The following is a 17,886-nucleotide window of genomic DNA, read 5'->3' on the forward strand; positions in this document are numbered from 1 at the left end:
TTATATCCATAAATCGCCAATTGATATGGCGAAAGTAAAAAGGAAACGCAAGTGTCGGTGGCAAATATACTTTGTCACCGACACTTGCGTTTCCGAAATCACCGTCATTAAAAATGACTACTGACATGATATGCCGTTAACACCTTTAAACCTTACTGGTACACTTAACGATAACACAGTAAATCTAACATGGGATAGTGTCATTGGAGCTTCATCATACAATGTTAAAAGAGCCTCAACACCAGGAGGCCCATATACTACCATTGCAGATAATATAACAACAACCAATTATACTGATTCACCATTAACAACAAGCGATACCATTTATTATGTTGTTTCAGCAGTAAATGCCAATGGTGAAAGTGAAAATTCAAATGAAGTTTCAATAACCTTGAGCGAACAACCAATTGAAAATGGTAACGGATTACTTATAATAACAATGGTAAATGGATTACAAAAAGAATATCAGCTCTCGATGAGCGACATTAATTCGTTTATAAAATGGTATGATGGTAAATCAAATGGTTCTGGAAAGGCATATTATACCTTTAATAAAGCGGTTAATGGTGTCCCATATAAGGCGAGAAAAGAAAACATTGTTTTTGATAAGATAATGGTTTTCGAGGTTTTAGAATACTAATTTATAAAAATTAAAAATTGTAAGATTAAGTCACTCAATCGAGTGGCTTTTTATTTTGCTCAATGACTAAAGTTTGCCCCGAACTGATCGAGGCTACATTTTAAAAGGTCGGTGATTTTATGACAATTGAAATAGGGGTATTATTTACAGTTATATCATTGGTAGTTGGTCTATTGGGTTATCAGTTAAATAGACAAAAAACTCAACTAGAACAGCAGAAAGAAATAAAAATAGATTCTCAGCAAGATGCCAGAATTCAGGCGCAGCTCGATTATATCGGGAAAGGGGTTGATGATATTAGAATTGACCTCAAGGCTAATGAAAAACAAATGGTAGCTTTAGGAGAACGCGTTACAAGGGTTGAAGAATCAGCGAAAGCGGCGCATAAGCGAATTGATAAGCTAGGTGATCATAATGATTAGCGTTGAATTTAAGCGCAAGAAAAGGCCTAAGACGGAGTTTTCAAAGAAGCTGCTTTACGTCATATTTTTCGTAACAGGAATTATCATAGCTTTTACGCTTGCTATCGTATGGCGAACAGGAGACACTACGCCCCTGTCTTATTTAATTCCTGCCATTTTTGCTGAAGTTGCGACCGCGACAGGATTTTATTACTGGAAGGCAAAGAAGGAAAATGAGATTAAATTAAAGCGCATTTACAGTGAAAATATTGAAATAGAGGAGGATGAGGCATTATGAAAATTGATATAAAACGAAAATTGGCAAGCAGAAAATTTTGGGCTTTAATCGCTGGATTCGTAGGCTCAATATTAGTCGCTTTAAATGTTACCGAAAACAATATTGCTCAAGTAACGGCGGTCATAACTGCATTCGGAAGTGTGGCCGTTTATATATTGGCCGAAGCTTCAGTTGATAAAGCTTCAATAAACGCAAAGGATGATGAAGCTGACATTTATTGATGAGATTGCACCACATGCCCAGCGTATTTCAAAAGAGTTTAATATTCTCGCTTCGCTTATCATAGCGCAGGCCATACACGAATCCAATTGGGGCAAGAGTGGATTAGCCTTCAAAGGAAAAAATCTTTTTGGAATCAAAGGAAACTATAAGGGCCAATCAGTAACTATGCCAACATGGGAGCATGTCAACGGCAAAGATGTTAAAGTAAACGCAGCCTTTAGAAAATATCCTAGCTGGTACGAGTCGCTTTACGATTTAGCAAATCTGTATAAAAACGGCGTATCATGGGACCGAAACAAATACAAAAAAATGATTGGTGAGACCGATTACAAAAAAGCATGTACAGCGGTGCAAGCAGCTGGCTATGCTACTGACCCAAACTACGCGAGCAAGCTAATTAAAACTATCGAGTCTAACAATCTAACAAAATACGATAAAAAGGAGACGGTAAAATTGTATAAGCCAAGTATCAAGACTTTATCGGACGTGACCGAAAAAGTGCTAAATGAAATTTCTGACGAAAAAAAGCATGGAAGTAAGGCCATCGACAAATCATGGCTGACTAAATTTAAAAAGGGCGAACTTACTGACAGCGATGCAATCGGGTTAATTTTTGTTGCAATCGACCGAGGGATTTTAAAATAATTGTAGGACGGAATCAAAAAAAGTGTATGATTATAATGAAAGATTAAGATACCCCCTTCTCGCATGAGGCAGGGGGTATATCAATTCTTTATTAGACTGATCAGATCATAAAAGAAGTACGTTCTGTTTCTCACTCTTTCATCCGAGAATAGTATTTTGTTTTCTTCTAATAGATTAAGGTATCTTCTACAGGTAGGTTCGTTAATTCCAGTTAAATGTGATAATAATTTTACGTTAATAACAGGATGCATTATTAATGTATCAATAACACTTTTCATGTTACTGCTATTAATAAGTCTGTTTGACTTTTCTAGAGTTTCTTCGTAAAGGCCATTAACTCTAACTAAGGTTGTTTTATTTTTATCAGCTTGAATCTTAATACATTCTAAGAAAAATCTAATCCATTGGTTCCAATCTTTTTTGTATCTTGTATCGTTTAAATATCTATAGTATTTATGTTTATCTTTCTCCAAAGTATCACTGATAAAAAAATTTGGGAAACTGATTAGTTTTACATCATAAAGATATAATGGAATTAAAATACGTCCGATTCTTCCGTTTCCATCTAAAAAAGGGTGAATCGTTTCAAATTGAGCGTGTATGATAGCGACTTTTATCAGTGGATGTAGTTCATCCGCATCGTCATTAATATATTTTTCGAGATTACTTATTGCCAGCGGTACTATTTGCGGCTCGGGAGGAATAAAGGTAGCTGTTTCAATCGTGCATCCTTCTGGCCCGATATAATTCTGTGTCGTCCTATATGACCCAGGGTTGCGATTACCACCTCTTACGTTTCCGGATAAAAGTATTTTGTGAAGTAATTGAAATAACCTAGTTGATATTGGAATCCTTTTTAACTCTTTTATCGCTTCCTCTAATGCTCTAAAGTAATTCATCGCTTCCCTAATATCAACAGTTTCTTCTTTCCCTTTTGTGTCAGCTTCAAACATTTCTTCAAGCGTTACCTGCGTACCTTCAATTTTAGTTGACTGAACAGCTTCTTGATACATTACAGGACGAAGAAATGTATTTGATGGTAGCTTGGAATGCTCAAGCAAGGTTTGGTAAGACGCTAAGCTGGAAGCGGCATCAGTTAAATTTCTTATATGGATGGAATAATCAAATACTTCTAATGACAATGGTAATTCGTCAGGTATAAATGGTTTTCTTTTCAATACGTTCACCGCCTTTGTGTTCAAGAAAAGTGTTTTTTTGTTAACATTATATCATTTTAAAGTAAGTTGTATACATAAAACTTAAAAAAATGTAAGTATGTCTACCGTTGTAAGAAGTAACCACACTCATTCGAGCGTGGCTTTTAATTTTAATTCTTCTTCTCGTATTTGCAGCATTTCTCTAAATTCCTCAATATCGTCTAATGTAGCAAGGTTACGGATAAAACTACGGGCACGAGAACGGTCGCTTAAATACTTAGCATGTTCTTTGTTCTTTTCCTGCCACTTTTTATTTGCCACTGTTTGTTTTTTCGTCATTTAGCTTATCCCTTTCTTTAATCAATTTATTTCTTGTCCTTCTTAGAAACAGATACCGAACACCAAAAATCAGAATGAGTATCCATATGATTATCAGTAATATTTCCATATCGTTTATGCTATACTTAGGATGAGAGGGAGGGTTAACCTCCTCTTCTCAATTTTTTAATTTCTAGCTCTAGCTTTTTGATTTCTAATTTCGTCTTTCGGTTTGCCAGCCAGAGTTGACGAAGTGTTAGAATCGAAATCGTTAGAGCTATTATTTTTCCTAAGATAACCACTTGTTCACCTCTTTTCTATACTATTATTATACTATGCATAGTAACAAAACGCAAGTAATTCCTAGTTTTATTCAATAAAAAAAGCCCACATCGGGCTTTACATACTCCAGAAATCATCATAATCCACATTGTATCCTGCCTTTTTTAAAGTTTTAATAATTTTATTTGCATTATTCAAGGACGGCCTGTTTTCTGTTAATTTAGAAATTCTGCTAATTGTATTTTTGTTAACTCCACTTTCTTTTGATAAATCCTCCTGTGTAATTGAGTTCTTATCTAAAAACTTTCCAAACTTTGATCGTGATTTTCCTAGCCCAAACATGCGCATTTTACCTCCATTTAAACTTTTAAATTTATCTTTGACAACATTTCTTTATCTTAATCACAAAATTGTTACTTTGTATAAAAAGTGTGGAATATTGGACAACCAGTGCTAAATATCTTTTAGCAAGGCACCAAAAACGGTGCCACATAAAAAGGAGTGGTGTCATTTGATAGGTACTATGTGGAGACCGGCTTTACGATGTGATTCAACTTATAAAAACTACATTGATTCGCTTCATGAAAACACGATACTAGATAAAAACCAAATCATGCGATTAATGATGTTCGTTGCAGCTCATTCAGAAGATTTTATACAGATTATCACAGAGTATAAGAGAGATGGTGTCACCAAGCTTCCTTTAGTGCCCTGGCAAAGTTGGGAAGATGCTCTATGGTTAAATCAAACATACAAGTCTAAACAGTCTACAGCCATTAACAACATCATTGAAAATAAAGAAATTGCAGTAAAAAAGATTGATGGTGTCATTAAGGTTGAAGTGTCCTCCCTTTTTTAAATCACTGTTACATTGTTACGCAATTGACATTGGTAATCGTCATGAAAACTTGAGAGGAGTTGATAAAAATCATGATAGAAAGGAAGGGCCTTGGAGGAAAGAAAGTTAATCGCGTGAACGTTTCCCTGTCCAATAGTTACGATACAAAGTTAAAACGACTTGCTACAGCATGCAATATGAGACCTACCAGTTTAGCGTCTCTTTTTATTGAGCTTAGCCTCGACTCAACAGAGCTTATTGCATCATTACAGGACCGATTCAACATCCATAACTCGTATAGGGTATTGCCACTTGAAGATTACTCGACAGGCGAAATTGAGCTTGTCCTATCAGAAAAGGAGTGATAGCTTGCTGTTAGATTATCGTGACTTTATTGTAGGGGCCATTAGTGTTATGTTTACCTATGCTTTATTCAAAGGCAAAGATGAAGATGATGAAGAATTAGACAACGAAGATGACGATGGTGAATTTACTGGAAAGCATGTAACTATGAGCTGCCAAACTTGCAGGAAGCTTAAAAAGCATCGTGAAGTAGAGCATAATTTATTTCAGTGTACAAAGTGTAAGAGGCATGTAGATTTAAGATAGAGTCACAATGTCCGACTTTTGTCCGACTATTTGTTATGAACTATTGTATTTTATTTTAGATAAAGCTAAGAAATTATTAAAATATCAATCTTGTTTTCTATTGTTTTGTCTGATATTCTTTAGTTATATTGGGGGTTCGATTCCCTCCGAGGGCGCTAATTTAATTGCACGTATAACATTTTTCCATATTAATTCACCTCAATAAATATCTTTCTTCTTTTTTTTCGGAATTCCTTTTTAAAATTTAATTGTGACCAATAAAATATAAAGAAGCTACGGAAAAGATGCTAATAATCTCGGTAAGGGAGCCACAATTGATGAAACAGCCGATACATGTAAATTTGTATACGAGGACCGTTTGTCCGCTCTGTGATAAAGCGAAAGAAGAGTTGCTAGATCTAACAAATGAATTTCCGCTCGTAATTCATGAAATCGATATATATGAGGATGATGAATTGCTTGAAAAATATCAGCTTATGATTCCAGTTATTGAAATAGATGGAAAAGAAGTTGATTATGGAATGGTTGCAAAAGAAACAATAAGAGATTATCTAATGTTAAAATTTAGTAATATTTATTGAGTTATGAGAATATTCCTGCTAAAATACAATTTATAGTAGGAGTTTTTTTTACCGTTAATGGGACAAAAAATGTATATGCGGGACATAATTAGTCCAAATTGGTAAAAAAGCAACTAAGGGGAAGTCCTAATGGAAACTGTTTTAAAAATTCAACAAAAGTTATTACCTGACCTACTTGAAATTATGCATGGGCGCTATCGAATTTTAAAGTATATCCGTCTTATGGAGCCAATCGGGAGACGACTTTTAGCAGCCCATTTAGGGATGACAGAACGGACTCTTCGGGCTGAGATTGTTTTTTTAAAAGAGCAGGGTCTTGTAAATGTTTCAACAGATGGTATGAGTGTAACCCTTGAAGGTAGGCATTTATGTAAGCAGCTGGAGCCAATTATGAAAGAGATTTCAGGGTTAAAAGGATTAGAGCAGCAATTGAAATCTGTATTGGATATTGAAGAGGTTATCGTTGTTGCAGGAGATAGCGATGAAAATGACTTAGTAAAAAAAGAAATGGGTAGGGCCTGTGCAATCTGTATGAAGAAAAACTTTACCTCGAATAATATTATCGCAATTACAGGTGGGTCGACCCTAGCAACAGTTGCCGATATGCTGACACCTGACGCCGAAGGCCGGGATTTATTGTTTCTTCCTGCTAGGGGCGGATTAGGTGAACATGTTGAAAACCAAGCAAATACAATTGTTGCTAAAATGGCTGAAAAAACTTTCGGACAATATAAACTCTTGCATGTTCCTGACCAAGTGAGTGATGATGTGTACGCATCCCTTATCAAAGAGCCTGCTATAAAAGAAATTGTCGAGACGATGAGTAAAGCAAGCATGGTTGTTCATGGAATTGGAGACGCTATACCAATGGCGAAACGGCGTAAAACGGACTCGAAAACTTTTCAAAAAATTTGTAATGGACGTGCAGTTGGTGAAGCCTTTGGCTATTATTTTAATGAAAATGGTGAAATTATCCATAAAGTAACAACAATCGGCTTCCAACTAGAATTTTTAGAAAGAGTGCCATGTGTGATTGCGGTAGCAGGTGGATCCTCAAAAGCGCAGGCCATTCTTGCAGTGCAGAAGCAAAGCCGAGGGCAAAAAACAACCTTAATAACAGATGAAGGTGCAGCAAAATCTTTAATTCAGAAGCAATCCTTTTTAAAATAAAAGGTATTTATAAGGAGGAATAAGATTATGGCAGTTAAAGTTGGTATTAACGGATTTGGAAGAATAGGTCGTCATGTTTTACGGGCGGCAGTTCATAATCCGAATATTGAGATTGTGGCTATAAATGATTTAACCGATGCGAAAATGCTTGGGCATTTACTTCAATATGACTCTGTTCACGGAACTTTTGAAAAAAAGGTGGAAGTGAATGGCAACAATATCGTTGTAGATGGAAAAGAAATTATTGTGAAAGCGGAGCGGGACCCCGCAAATTTAGGGTGGGGTGACCTTGGAGTAGAGGTTGTTGTCGAATCGACGGGTCGTTTCAGAAAACGCGAAGAAGCTGCAAAACATTTAGAAGCTGGTGCAAAGAAGGTTATAATTTCGTCACCTGGCAAGGATGAAGATGTTACAATTGTGATGGGTGTTAATGATGATAAATATGATCCAGCGAATCATCACATCATTTCTAATGCATCTTGTACAACGAATTGCTTAGCACCATTCGCAAAGGTTTTACATGATAAATTTGGTTTAAAACGTGGGATGATGACAACTATTCACGCCTATACGAATGACCAGCAAATTTTAGATTTACCACATAAAGATTTTCGTCGTGCCCGTGCAGCAGCGGAATCTATTATTCCAACAACAACAGGGGCTGCAAAGGCGGTTGCCAAAGTGTTGCCTGAACTAGAAGGAAAGCTTAATGGTATGGCGATGCGTGTGCCAACTCCAAACGTCTCATTAGTCGATCTTGTGGCCGAACTTGAGAAAAACACAACAGCAGAGGAAATTAATGCTGCGTTAAAAGAAGCATCTGAAGGAGCATTAAAAGGTATTTTAGAATACAGCGAGTTGCCGCTCGTATCGAGGGATTATAATGGTGCACCAGCTTCATCAACGATTGATGCTTTATCAACGATGGTCATTGATGGAAATTTAGTGAAGGTTGTTTCTTGGTACGATAATGAAACTGGTTATTCTTATCGTATCGTTGATTTAATTGACTTTATTACTAAAAAAGGATTGTAAAATTTCTAACTTTTTCACAAAAAATGTTAAGAACAATAGTGAACTGTTGGCAAGGAAAGTTTATAATAGTATAGGAAACAGAGGGAGAAAAAAGGTAACAAGCCCAATGGCTGGTAATTTACAAATGGCTTGTTAACTTTTCTACATGTAGTGAACTTGTAGAATCCCTCTTTTCAGTATTTGTATAACCGCTTATTAAGAGAAAAAGGAGGCCGCAAACAATATGAATAAGAAATCGATACGGGATATCGATGTAAAGGGGAAAAAGGTATTCTGTCGCGTGGATTTTAATGTGCCGATGAAGGATGGGCAAGTTACAGACGATACGCGAATCCGAGCAGCGATACAAACGATTCAATATTTAAGTGAACAAGGGGCTAAAGTAATCCTTGCTAGTCACTTAGGTCGACCGAAAGGAAAAGTTGTCGAGGAAATGCGCTTGAGTGCGGTCGCCACAAGATTAAGTGAGTTAATCGGAAAACCGGTGAAAAAGACGGATGAAGCATGCGGCCCTGAAGTTGAACAAGCTATTAGCGAGCTTCAGGATGGTGATTTACTTTTATTGGAAAATGTTCGCTTTTATCCTGGGGAAGAGAAAAATGATCCTGAATTAGCACGTGCATTTGCAGCATTAGCGGACGTTTATGTGAATGATGCGTTCGGTGCTGCCCACCGTGCTCATGCATCAACTGAGGGAATCGCTCATTATCTTCCAGCAGTTGCCGGCTTTTTAATGGAAAAAGAGCTTGAGGTTTTAGGCAAAGCATTATCAAACCCAGAGCGACCATTTACAGCCATTATCGGTGGTGCGAAGGTAAAGGATAAGATTGGTGTTATTGATAATCTTTTAGAAAAAGTAGATAATCTCATCATTGGCGGTGGACTTGTCTTTACGTTTATAAAAGCGCAAGGCCATGAAATTGGCAAGTCGCTATTAGAAGATGATAAAATTGAGTTAGCAAAATCTTTTATAGAAAAAGCCAAGGAAAAAGGCGTCAATTTCTTAATGCCAGTTGATGCTGTAGTTGCAAATGAATTTTCGGCAGATGCTGAAGCAAAAGTAGTCGGCATTGACGAAATTCCAGCTGATTGGCAAGGGCTTGATATTGGGCCGAAAACAGCTGAAAAGTATCGTGATGTCATTCAAAGCTCTAAGCTTGTCATTTGGAATGGACCAATGGGTGTGTTCGAATTTGAGAAATTTGCCAATGGAACAAAAGGGGTTGCTGAAGCTTTAGCAAATGCTGAAAATACATATACAGTGATTGGTGGTGGAGACTCTGCTGCCGCTGTTGAAAAATTTGCAGTAGCTGACAAGATGGACCACATTTCAACAGGCGGCGGGGCATCATTAGAGTTTATGGAAGGCAGAGAATTGCCTGGGGTTGCAGCGCTTAATGATAAATGAAGCAGAGGAGGCTTGTGGCGTGAGAAAACCAATTATTGCAGGCAACTGGAAAATGCATAAGATTTTATCAGAGGCAATAAGTTTTGTAGAACAAGTGAAAGATATCATTCCTTCACCTGAAAAAGTAGATTCGGTTGTTTGTGCACCGTTTCTCTTTTTGGAGCGCTTAGTAGGCATATCTAAAGGAAGCGACCTGAAAATCGGCGCGCAAAATATGCATTTTGAAGAGCAAGGGGCTTTTACTGGTGAGGTTAGTCCTGTTGCTTTGAAAGAAATCGGTGTCGATTATGTGATTATTGGTCATTCTGAACGCCGTGAAAGTTTCGCTGAAACTGACGAAACAGTTAATAAAAAGGTACATGCCGCTTTTAAGCATGGACTTCTACCAATTGTTTGTGTTGGGGAAACATTGGAACAGCGTGAAGCGGGAACAACGAATGATATTGTCAGCTCTCAGGTTGAAAAGGGTTTAGCAGGACTTTCAGCTGAGCTTGCAAAGCAAGTTGTTATCGCTTATGAGCCAATTTGGGCGATTGGCACAGGAAAATCTTCTTCTGCAAATGATGCTGATGAAGTTTGCGGGTATATCCGCCAAGTCATTGAAAAGATGTATTCAAATGAAGTGGCTGAAAGTGTTCGAATTCAGTATGGTGGAAGTGTAAAACCAGAAAATATTGCCGAATATATGGCCTGCACCAATATTGATGGTGCCCTTGTCGGCGGTGCTAGTTTACAGCGAGATTCGTTCTTGCAGCTTTTGGAGGCAGTGAAAAATAATGGGTAGAAAACCACATGCGTTAATTATTTTAGATGGCTTTGGCTGTCGTAATGAAGAAAAAGGAAATGCAATTGCACATGCTAAAAAACCAAACTTTGATCGCTATTGGAGTGAATTTCCACATGCTCAGTTAACAGCCTGCGGTGAAGCGGTTGGACTCCCGGAGGGGCAAATGGGAAACTCTGAGGTTGGGCATTTGAATATCGGTGCTGGTCGCATTGTGTATCAAAGCTTAACTCGTGTGAATATTGCGATTCGCGAAGGCGAGTTTTTCAAAAACGAAACGTTTTGTGGAGCGATTCAGCATGCGAAAAAGAATAGTAAAAGCCTCCATATTTTCGGATTGTTGTCTGATGGCGGTGTCCATAGCCATATTAACCATATGTACGCTCTTTTAAAAATGGCAAAAGAAGAGGGTTTAGAGCAGGTTTATGTTCACGGCTTCTTAGATGGCCGGGATGTTGGACCGCAAACAGCGAAAGGTTTTATTGAAGAAGCTGAAGAAAAAATGAAAGAAATCGGTGTTGGCAAGTTTGCGACGATTTCAGGTCGCTATTATTCTATGGATCGTGATAAACGTTGGGATCGAGTCAAAAAATCGTATGATGCGCTTGTGTATGGCGAAGGTCCTACGTATAATTCGGCTATGGAATGCGTGGACGATTCTTATAAAAATGGTATTTATGATGAATTTGTCCTTCCGTCCGTTATTTTGCAAGAAAATGGAGAGCCAGTAGCAAAAATTTCTGATAATGATTCTGTTATTTTCTATAATTTTAGACCAGACAGAGCAATTCAAATTTCCCGTGCGTTTACAAATGGAGATTTTCGTGAGTTCGACCGTGGGCCGGGTGCGCCAAAGGATTTATATTTTGTTTGCTTAACCCATTTTAGTGAAACGGTTGAGGGCTATGTTGCTTTTAAAACAGTAAATTTGGATAATACGTTTGGCGAAGTTGTTTCACAAAACGGCTTGAAGCAGCTAAGAATTGCGGAAACGGAAAAATATCCGCATGTTACCTTTTTCTTCAGTGGCGGTCGTGAGGAGAAATTTCCTGGTGAGGAACGTATTTTAATTGATTCACCTAAGGTTGCAACGTATGATTTGAAACCGGAAATGAGTGCTTATGAAGTTACCGATGCCCTTTTGGCAGAGCTTAGGGCAGATAAGCACGATGTGATTATTTTGAATTTTGCCAACCCGGATATGGTTGGTCATTCAGGTATGTTAGAGCCTACTGTGAAGGCCGTTGAAACTGTTGATGAATGTTTAGGCAAAATTGTTGATTTGATTTTGGAGAAAGATGGTGTAGCGATTATTACGGCTGACCACGGCAACGCTGATGAAGTCATTACACTTGAAGGCAACCCGATGACGGCCCACACAACAAATCCGGTGCCTATCATTATGACGAAGAAAGGTATAGAGCTTCGCGAAGATGGTATTTTAGGAGACTTATCACCTACTTTACTTGATTTGTTAAATGTTGAACAACCAAAGGAAATGAGCGGAAAGTCGTTGATTAAAAAATAAAGTTAATAATTTTTATAGATAAAGGAGAGAATTGTAATGTCAATTATCGTTGATGTATATGCACGCGAAGTATTAGATTCTCGCGGTAATCCAACTGTTGAGGTTGAAGTTTATACAGAGTCAGGTGCAATGGGACGAGCTATGGTTCCAAGTGGGGCCTCCACTGGTGAATATGAGGCGGTTGAATTACGAGATGGCGACAAAGATCGCTATTTAGGAAAAGGTGTTTTAAAAGCAGTTGAAAATGTGAATGAAAAAATTGCGCCAGAAATTATCGGTTTTGATGTAACAGAGCAAGTTGCGATCGACCAATATTTAATCGAATTAGATGGTACTGAAAACAAAGGTAATTTTGGTGCCAACGCTATTCTAGGCGTGTCAATGGCCGTTGCTCGTGCAGCAGCTGATTTCTTAGAAATTCCTTTATATGCCTACCTTGGTGGCTTTAATGCGAAAACTCTACCTGTTCCAATGATGAACATTATCAACGGTGGTGCACATGCAGATAACAACGTAGATATTCAAGAGTTCATGATTATGCCTGTTGGTGCAGAAAGTTTCCATGAAGCATTACGCATGGGTACTGAAATTTTCCACAGCTTAAAGGCAGTTCTTAAAGCAAAAGGATTAAATACAGCTGTAGGTGATGAAGGCGGTTTTGCACCGAACTTAGGCTCGAACGAAGAGGCGCTGCAAACAATCATTGAAGCGATTGAAAAAGCAGGCTATAAGCCAGGTGAGCAAGTGAAGCTTGCGATGGATGCGGCATCATCTGAATTTTATAATAAAGAAGATGGCAACTATCATTTAAGCGGCGAGGGTGTCGTGAAAACATCTGCGGAAATGGTTGATTTTTATGAAAATCTTTGCAATAAGTATCCAATTGTTTCAATTGAAGACGGCTTAGATGAAAATGACTGGGAAGGCCACAAGCTTTTAACGGAACGTCTTGGCGACCGTGTACAGCTTGTTGGTGACGACCTATTCGTTACAAATACGAAGAAGCTTGCTCAAGGTATTGAAAGAGGCGTAGGCAACTCTATTTTAGTTAAAGTTAACCAAATCGGTACGCTTACTGAAACATTTGATGCCATCGAAATGGCGAAACGTGCTGGCTATACTGCTGTTATTTCCCATCGTTCTGGTGAAACAGAAGACAGCACAATTGCAGATATCGCCGTTGCAACGAACGCTGGTCAAATCAAAACAGGGGCACCATCACGAACAGACCGCGTAGCCAAATACAACCAATTACTACGTATTGAAGATCAACTCGGTGAAACAAGCAAATATGCTGGAGCTTCAGCGTTTTATAATTTGAAGAAATAATTAATTTAAAGGGCTAAGCGTCTATTGTATGCTTAGTCCTTTTGTAGTTCAAACACAGCCAAGATTTCGAGAAAAGCATGAATCCTGTCCGTTAAACGCTGGAATGAGCCTGCCCCTGCTCTGCAGATATAACTTGTTATTTGCCATTAATTATGATAAAGTAGGATTATTGCAAAGTGCGTACATAACGTTAGCTTATGTAGTGTGTAGGAGGTATAACGATGCATGCAGTAGCGGTTACTCTTTTAGTGATAGTATCGATAGGTTTAATTCTAGTAGTATTACTGCAGTCAGGAAAGAGTGCGGGCTTGTCCGGGGCGATTTCTGGTGGTGCGGAGCAACTATTTGGAAAGCAGAAGGCTCGCGGCATGGAAGCAGTATTGCAAAAAATTACGATTGTATTAGGTGTGTTATTTTTTGTTTTAGCAATTGCTGTAACATTCTTTGAAGTATAATAAAATCAAGTGATATAAGCAGTAGGTGTATCTCACCTACTGCTTTTTGCGTATTATCAATGATTTTAGTGCAAGCTAAGATAAAAAGGGGATTTTGGATGTATGAAAATGATTGCACCGGAGCCATTTACATTTGAGGCTAATGCTGGAGATCCAGAACGAGAACAAAAAAGGGTTGTGTTGTTACTACATGGTTTTACAGGTAATACAGCCGATGTACGGATGCTTGGCCGTTTTCTCGAAAAGAAAGGCTACACATGTCATGCGCCATTATATAAAGGCCATGGCGTACCACCAGAACAATTGCTTCATACTGGTCCAGATGATTGGTGGCAGGATGTCATCAATGGCTACCATCTACTAAAAAACAAAGGTTACGAGAAAATAGCAGTTTGCGGCCTGTCACTTGGAGGGGTATTTTCATTAAAATTAGGCTACACTGAGCCTATAAAAGCCGTCATTCCAATGTGTGCGCCCATGCATATTAAAAGTGAAGAAGTCATGTATAAAGGAATTTTGGAATATGCTCGCGAATATAAAAAGAGGGAAGGAAAATCTGTAGAACAAATTCGGGTAGAAATGATAGAGTTTGAAAAAACACCGATGCCAACATTAAAAGCGCTGCAACAATTAATCGAAGGTGTTCGTCACAATATCGACCAAATTTATGCCCCGACATTTGTTGTTCAAGCCCGTCATGATGCTATGATAAATACAGAAAGTGCCAATATTATTTATAACGAAGTACAAACTGAAGTAAAAAAATTAAAATGGTATGAACAATCGGGACATGTGATTACGCTTGATAAAGAAAGAAATCAAGTTGAGGTGGACGTGTATCAATTTCTTGATCATCTCGATTGGTGAGGAGTGAAAAATATGAATGAAGAACGTATGGAGCGTCTATTATCTTTTATGCGTGAGGATTCGTACAAGCCTTTAACAATCAAAGAGCTAGAAGAGGCTTTTGGCATTGAAGATTCTACGGATTTTAAAGAGTTTGTTAAGCTGCTTGTGCAAATGGAGGAGCAAGGCTTTGTCGTAAGAACAAGAAGCAACCGCTATGGTGTGCCGGAAAAAATGAATATGGTAAGAGGGAAACTGCTTGCCCATTCAAAGGGTTTTGCTTTTGTTGAACAAGAAGATAAATCTTTAGCTGATATTTTTATTCCACCTTCTGAATTAAGAAGTGCGATGCATGGAGATATTGTTCTAGCACGGATTGACCGCCACCCTTCTGATGGCCGTCCAGAAGGAGCGGTTGTACGCGTTCTTGAGCGCGGCGTCTCACAAATTGTCGGCACATATGTTGACAACAAATATTTTGGTTTTGTCATTCCTGATGATAAGCGTGTTGGCAAGGATATTTTTATTGCAAATGAATTCAAAAATGGAGCGGTGGAAGGGCACAAGGTTATTGTAAAATTAACAAAATACCCTGAGGGTCGCATGAACGCCGAAGGCGAAATCATCGAAATTTTAGGTCATAAAAATGATCCTGGTATTGATATTCTTTCCATTATTCATAAGCATCAGCTTCCAGGAGAGTTTCCGCCAGACGTCATGGAGCATGCACATAATACGCCTGATGAAATTGAACCCGCTGAACTCACCAATCGCCGCGACCTCCGTGACCAAATAATTGTCACGATTGACGGTGCAGATGCGAAAGATTTAGATGATGCTGTTACTGTAACAAAGCTCGATAACGGCAATTACAAACTAGGTGTGCATATTGCTGATGTTTCTTATTATGTTACAGAAGGGTCACCAATTGATAAAGAAGCATTTAACCGAGGGACAAGCATTTATTTAGTGGATCGCGTAATTCCGATGATTCCACACCGCCTTTCAAATGGAATCTGTAGTTTGAATCCACAGGTAGACCGATTAACAATGTCATGCGAAATGGAAATCAATTCAAACGGTGAAGTTGTTGCCCATGAAATTTTCCAAAGCGTCATTAGAACAACAGAAAGAATGACCTACACTGATGTTAATAAAATTATCGTTGATAAAGATTCTGAGCTTATTAAAAAATACGAGCCATTAGTGCCGATGTTTTTCTTAATGGATGAACTAGCTGAAATCCTTCGTAAAAAGCGATTTGAGCGCGGTGCGATCGATTTTGAATTTAAAGAAGCAAAGGTATTAGTTGATGAGGATGGCAAACCAACAGATGTAGTCATTCGTGAACGCTCTGCAGGAGAACGGTTAATCGAAGATTTTATGCTTGTCGCAAATGAAACGATTGCGGAACATTTCCATTGGCTCAATGTGCCGTTTATTTATCGTGTTCATGAAGACCCAAAAGAAGAAAAACTAAATCGTTTCTTTGAATTTATTACAAACTTTGGCTATGTTGTCAAAGGCACTGGAAATGAAGTGCATCCAGGCGCGTTGCAGCAAATTTTAGAAGAAGTACGCGGTACGCCTGAAGAAATGGTCATAGCGACGGTCATGCTTAGATCAATGAAACAAGCGCGCTATGATGCGGAAAGCTTAGGACACTTTGGCTTATCAGCGGAATTTTATACGCATTTCACATCGCCAATCCGCCGTTATCCAGATTTAATCGTTCATCGTCTCATTAGAACATATTTAATAGACGGTAAACTAAATGAAGAAACACAGAACCATTGGCGAGCAGAGCTTCCTACTATCGCCGAGCATGCCTCAAACATGGAGCGCCGAGCAGTCGATGCTGAGCGGGAAACTGATGATTTGAAAAAAGCAGAGTTTATGCTTGATAAAATTGGCGAAGAATTTGACGGCATTATTAGCTCTGTTACGAATTTTGGCTTTTTCGTAGAGCTACCAAATACAATTGAGGGACTTGTTCATGTTAGCTATTTGACTGATGATTATTACCGCTATGATGAGGCCAATTATGCTATGATCGGCGAGCGTACGGGAAATATTTTTAGAATTGGCGATGAAATTACTATTCGTGTTGTCAACGTCGACAAAGATGAGCGCATTGTAGATTTCGAAGTTGTTGGCATGAAAGGGTCAAGGAAAGTGGAAAGAAAACAAACGCCTCGTGTGATAAAGAGTGGTGGGAGAGGCAAAACAAATGGCAATGAGAAAAAGAATGGCAGTAGCAAAAGTTCAAAAAAAGACCGCCAAAATAAAGGCGGAAAGCCACAATATCATAATGTAGCGAAAAAGAAAAAGAAGAAAAAGAAAAAATAAGCCGAGTAATGCTACTTAAAATAATCGGGCACTGTTATGTTTTTGTTACTGTGTCCGATTAAATCCGAACGCAATAATGAGTTGACGGAATTGCTACAGTGAGATTAAGCTTTAAATAGAGGAGGGGAGTTTTTATGCCAAAAGGTGCAGGTAAGGTTGTTGCCCAAAATAAAAAGGCTTATCATGATTACTTTATTGAAGATACATATGAAGCCGGAATTGTTCTTCAAGGTACCGAAATTAAGTCGATCCGTGCGGGGCGTGTCAATTTAAAGGATTCTTATGCGAAGGTCGAAAAAGGCGAAGTCTTTTTACATAATATGCATATTAGTCCATATGAGCAAGGTAATCGCTACAATCACGATCCATTACGAACTCGTAAACTTTTATTACATAAAAAAGAAATTGCAAAACTCATTGGGATTACAAAAGAACAAGGCTATTCCCTTGTCCCATTAAAAATCTATTTAAAAAATGGCTATGCAAAAGTATTAATTGGATTAGCAAAAGGTAAAAAGAATTATGATAAGCGCGAGGATCTAAAACAAAAAGAGGCTAAACGTGATATCGAGCGTGCCTTTAGAGAACGACAAAAGATGTAAAATATCAGTGGATAATCCTTTTGTTTACAGTTGATAAAGCTAATGTTTGTGCTATAATAAATATCGTAAGGTAATTAATTAAGCAATTCAAACAACTGAATAAACACCAAGCATGTAAGCTTTAATTATACTATCCGATACACCTTATATTTTTTATATGGGGACGCTACGGATTCGACAGGGGTAGTTCGAGCTTAAGTCGCGAGTCGAGGGGATCGGCCTCGTAAAAACGTCAAAGCCTATAACTGGCAAAGAAAACAACAACTTCGCTTTAGCAGCTTAATAACTGTCTAATGCGGTTCCTCCCTCCATCGCCCATGTGGTAGGGTCAGGGACTCACTCTTAGTGGGCTACGCCGGAGTTCGCCGTCTGAGGACGAAGGAAGAGAA

The 17,886-nt window shown here is 38.3% G+C and carries 22 protein-coding genes and 1 other RNA gene; 19 read left to right on the forward strand and 4 right to left on the reverse strand.

Features of this window, described 5'->3' with window-relative positions; translation table 11 throughout:
* The first annotated feature begins 130 nt into the window (after positions 1 to 130).
* The 5 genes from GX497_03570 (at position 131) to GX497_03590 (ending at position 2,206) form a co-directional block, all read left to right on the forward strand.
* Positions 131 to 640 (forward strand): fibronectin type III domain-containing protein, encoded by a 510-nt coding sequence (locus GX497_03570; protein ID HHY72301.1) that lies wholly within the window; start codon positions 131 to 133, stop codon positions 638 to 640.
* A gap of 119 nt (positions 641 to 759) precedes the next feature.
* Positions 760 to 1,062, forward strand: coding sequence for a hypothetical protein (locus GX497_03575; protein ID HHY72302.1), 303 nt, complete (start codon positions 760 to 762; stop codon positions 1,060 to 1,062).
* Positions 1,055 to 1,339 carry a hypothetical protein gene (locus tag GX497_03580; GenBank protein ID HHY72303.1) on the forward strand — a complete coding sequence of 95 codons (285 nt, stop codon included), beginning with the start codon at positions 1,055 to 1,057 and terminating at the stop codon, positions 1,337 to 1,339. The genes GX497_03575 and GX497_03580 overlap by 8 nt, the downstream gene beginning before the upstream one ends.
* Complete coding sequence (locus GX497_03585) at positions 1,336 to 1,560, forward strand: hypothetical protein (GenBank protein HHY72304.1); 225 nt, start codon at positions 1,336 to 1,338, stop codon at positions 1,558 to 1,560. The genes GX497_03580 and GX497_03585 overlap by 4 nt, the downstream gene beginning before the upstream one ends.
* A complete protein-coding gene (locus GX497_03590; protein HHY72305.1) occupies positions 1,538 to 2,206 on the forward strand; it encodes a glycoside hydrolase family 73 protein in 669 nt (222 codons plus the stop codon). Before GX497_03585 ends, GX497_03590 begins: the two co-directional genes overlap by 23 nt.
* A gap of 80 nt (positions 2,207 to 2,286) precedes the next feature.
* Here GX497_03590 and GX497_03595 read toward each other — a convergent pair whose 3' ends face one another.
* The 4 genes from GX497_03595 to GX497_03610 form a co-directional block, all read right to left on the reverse strand.
* Positions 2,287 to 3,384: a Fic family protein gene (locus tag GX497_03595; protein HHY72306.1), complete on the reverse strand. Its 1,098-nt coding sequence runs from the start codon at positions 3,382 to 3,384 to the stop codon at positions 2,287 to 2,289.
* Between the two features lie 126 nt (positions 3,385 to 3,510).
* Positions 3,511 to 3,702, reverse strand: a complete 192-nt coding sequence (locus GX497_03600) for a hypothetical protein (protein ID HHY72307.1) — start codon at positions 3,700 to 3,702, stop codon at positions 3,511 to 3,513.
* Between the two features lie 143 nt (positions 3,703 to 3,845).
* Complete coding sequence (locus GX497_03605) at positions 3,846 to 3,983, reverse strand: hypothetical protein (GenBank protein ID HHY72308.1); 138 nt, start codon at positions 3,981 to 3,983, stop codon at positions 3,846 to 3,848.
* Between the two features lie 97 nt (positions 3,984 to 4,080).
* Positions 4,081 to 4,305 (reverse strand): helix-turn-helix transcriptional regulator, encoded by a 225-nt coding sequence (locus GX497_03610; GenBank protein ID HHY72309.1) that lies wholly within the window; start codon positions 4,303 to 4,305, stop codon positions 4,081 to 4,083.
* Between the two features lie 169 nt (positions 4,306 to 4,474).
* On the opposite strand from GX497_03610, the gene GX497_03615 reads away from it, so the two are divergent.
* From GX497_03615 to ssrA, 14 genes are all read left to right on the forward strand, one after another.
* Entirely contained in the window at positions 4,475 to 4,822 is a 348-nt protein-coding gene (locus tag GX497_03615) for a hypothetical protein (protein HHY72310.1), read from the forward strand.
* A gap of 348 nt (positions 4,823 to 5,170) precedes the next feature.
* A complete protein-coding gene (locus GX497_03620; protein HHY72311.1) occupies positions 5,171 to 5,410 on the forward strand; it encodes a hypothetical protein in 240 nt (79 codons plus the stop codon).
* Between the two features lie 329 nt (positions 5,411 to 5,739).
* Positions 5,740 to 5,991 carry a glutaredoxin family protein gene (locus GX497_03625; GenBank protein HHY72312.1) on the forward strand — a complete coding sequence of 84 codons (252 nt, stop codon included), beginning with the start codon at positions 5,740 to 5,742 and terminating at the stop codon, positions 5,989 to 5,991.
* A gap of 129 nt (positions 5,992 to 6,120) precedes the next feature.
* Positions 6,121 to 7,161, forward strand: a complete 1,041-nt coding sequence (locus tag GX497_03630) for a hypothetical protein (protein ID HHY72313.1) — start codon at positions 6,121 to 6,123, stop codon at positions 7,159 to 7,161.
* A gap of 27 nt (positions 7,162 to 7,188) precedes the next feature.
* Positions 7,189 to 8,196, forward strand: coding sequence for a type I glyceraldehyde-3-phosphate dehydrogenase (gap, locus tag GX497_03635; protein HHY72314.1), 1,008 nt, complete (start codon positions 7,189 to 7,191; stop codon positions 8,194 to 8,196).
* 223 nt (positions 8,197 to 8,419) lie between these two features.
* Positions 8,420 to 9,604: a phosphoglycerate kinase gene (locus tag GX497_03640; protein ID HHY72315.1), complete on the forward strand. Its 1,185-nt coding sequence runs from the start codon at positions 8,420 to 8,422 to the stop codon at positions 9,602 to 9,604.
* Positions 9,605 to 9,623: 19 nt separating this feature from the next.
* A complete protein-coding gene (locus GX497_03645; protein ID HHY72316.1) occupies positions 9,624 to 10,388 on the forward strand; it encodes a triose-phosphate isomerase in 765 nt (254 codons plus the stop codon).
* Complete coding sequence (locus tag GX497_03650) at positions 10,381 to 11,916, forward strand: 2,3-bisphosphoglycerate-independent phosphoglycerate mutase (GenBank protein ID HHY72317.1); 1,536 nt, start codon at positions 10,381 to 10,383, stop codon at positions 11,914 to 11,916. Before GX497_03645 ends, GX497_03650 begins: the two co-directional genes overlap by 8 nt.
* A gap of 36 nt (positions 11,917 to 11,952) precedes the next feature.
* Entirely contained in the window at positions 11,953 to 13,245 is a 1,293-nt protein-coding gene (gene eno, locus GX497_03655) for a phosphopyruvate hydratase (protein HHY72318.1), read from the forward strand.
* Between the two features lie 221 nt (positions 13,246 to 13,466).
* Positions 13,467 to 13,700, forward strand: coding sequence for a preprotein translocase subunit SecG (gene secG, locus GX497_03660; protein HHY72319.1), 234 nt, complete (start codon positions 13,467 to 13,469; stop codon positions 13,698 to 13,700).
* A 102-nt stretch (positions 13,701 to 13,802) separates the two neighbouring features.
* Positions 13,803 to 14,567 (forward strand): carboxylesterase, encoded by a 765-nt coding sequence (locus GX497_03665; GenBank protein HHY72320.1) that lies wholly within the window; start codon positions 13,803 to 13,805, stop codon positions 14,565 to 14,567.
* Between the two features lie 12 nt (positions 14,568 to 14,579).
* Positions 14,580 to 16,895 carry a ribonuclease R gene (gene rnr / locus GX497_03670; GenBank protein ID HHY72321.1) on the forward strand — a complete coding sequence of 772 codons (2,316 nt, stop codon included), beginning with the start codon at positions 14,580 to 14,582 and terminating at the stop codon, positions 16,893 to 16,895.
* Positions 16,896 to 17,029: 134 nt separating this feature from the next.
* Positions 17,030 to 17,497 (forward strand): SsrA-binding protein SmpB, encoded by a 468-nt coding sequence (gene smpB / locus GX497_03675; GenBank protein HHY72322.1) that lies wholly within the window; start codon positions 17,030 to 17,032, stop codon positions 17,495 to 17,497.
* A gap of 159 nt (positions 17,498 to 17,656) precedes the next feature.
* Positions 17,657 to 17,886: a transfer-messenger RNA gene (gene ssrA / locus GX497_03680) on the forward strand; the annotation flags it as partial.

Origin of the sequence: Bacillus sp. (in: firmicutes) (assembly GCA_012842745.1) — a bacterium.
Taxonomy (GTDB): Bacteria; Bacillota; Bacilli; order Bacillales; family Bacillaceae_J; genus Schinkia.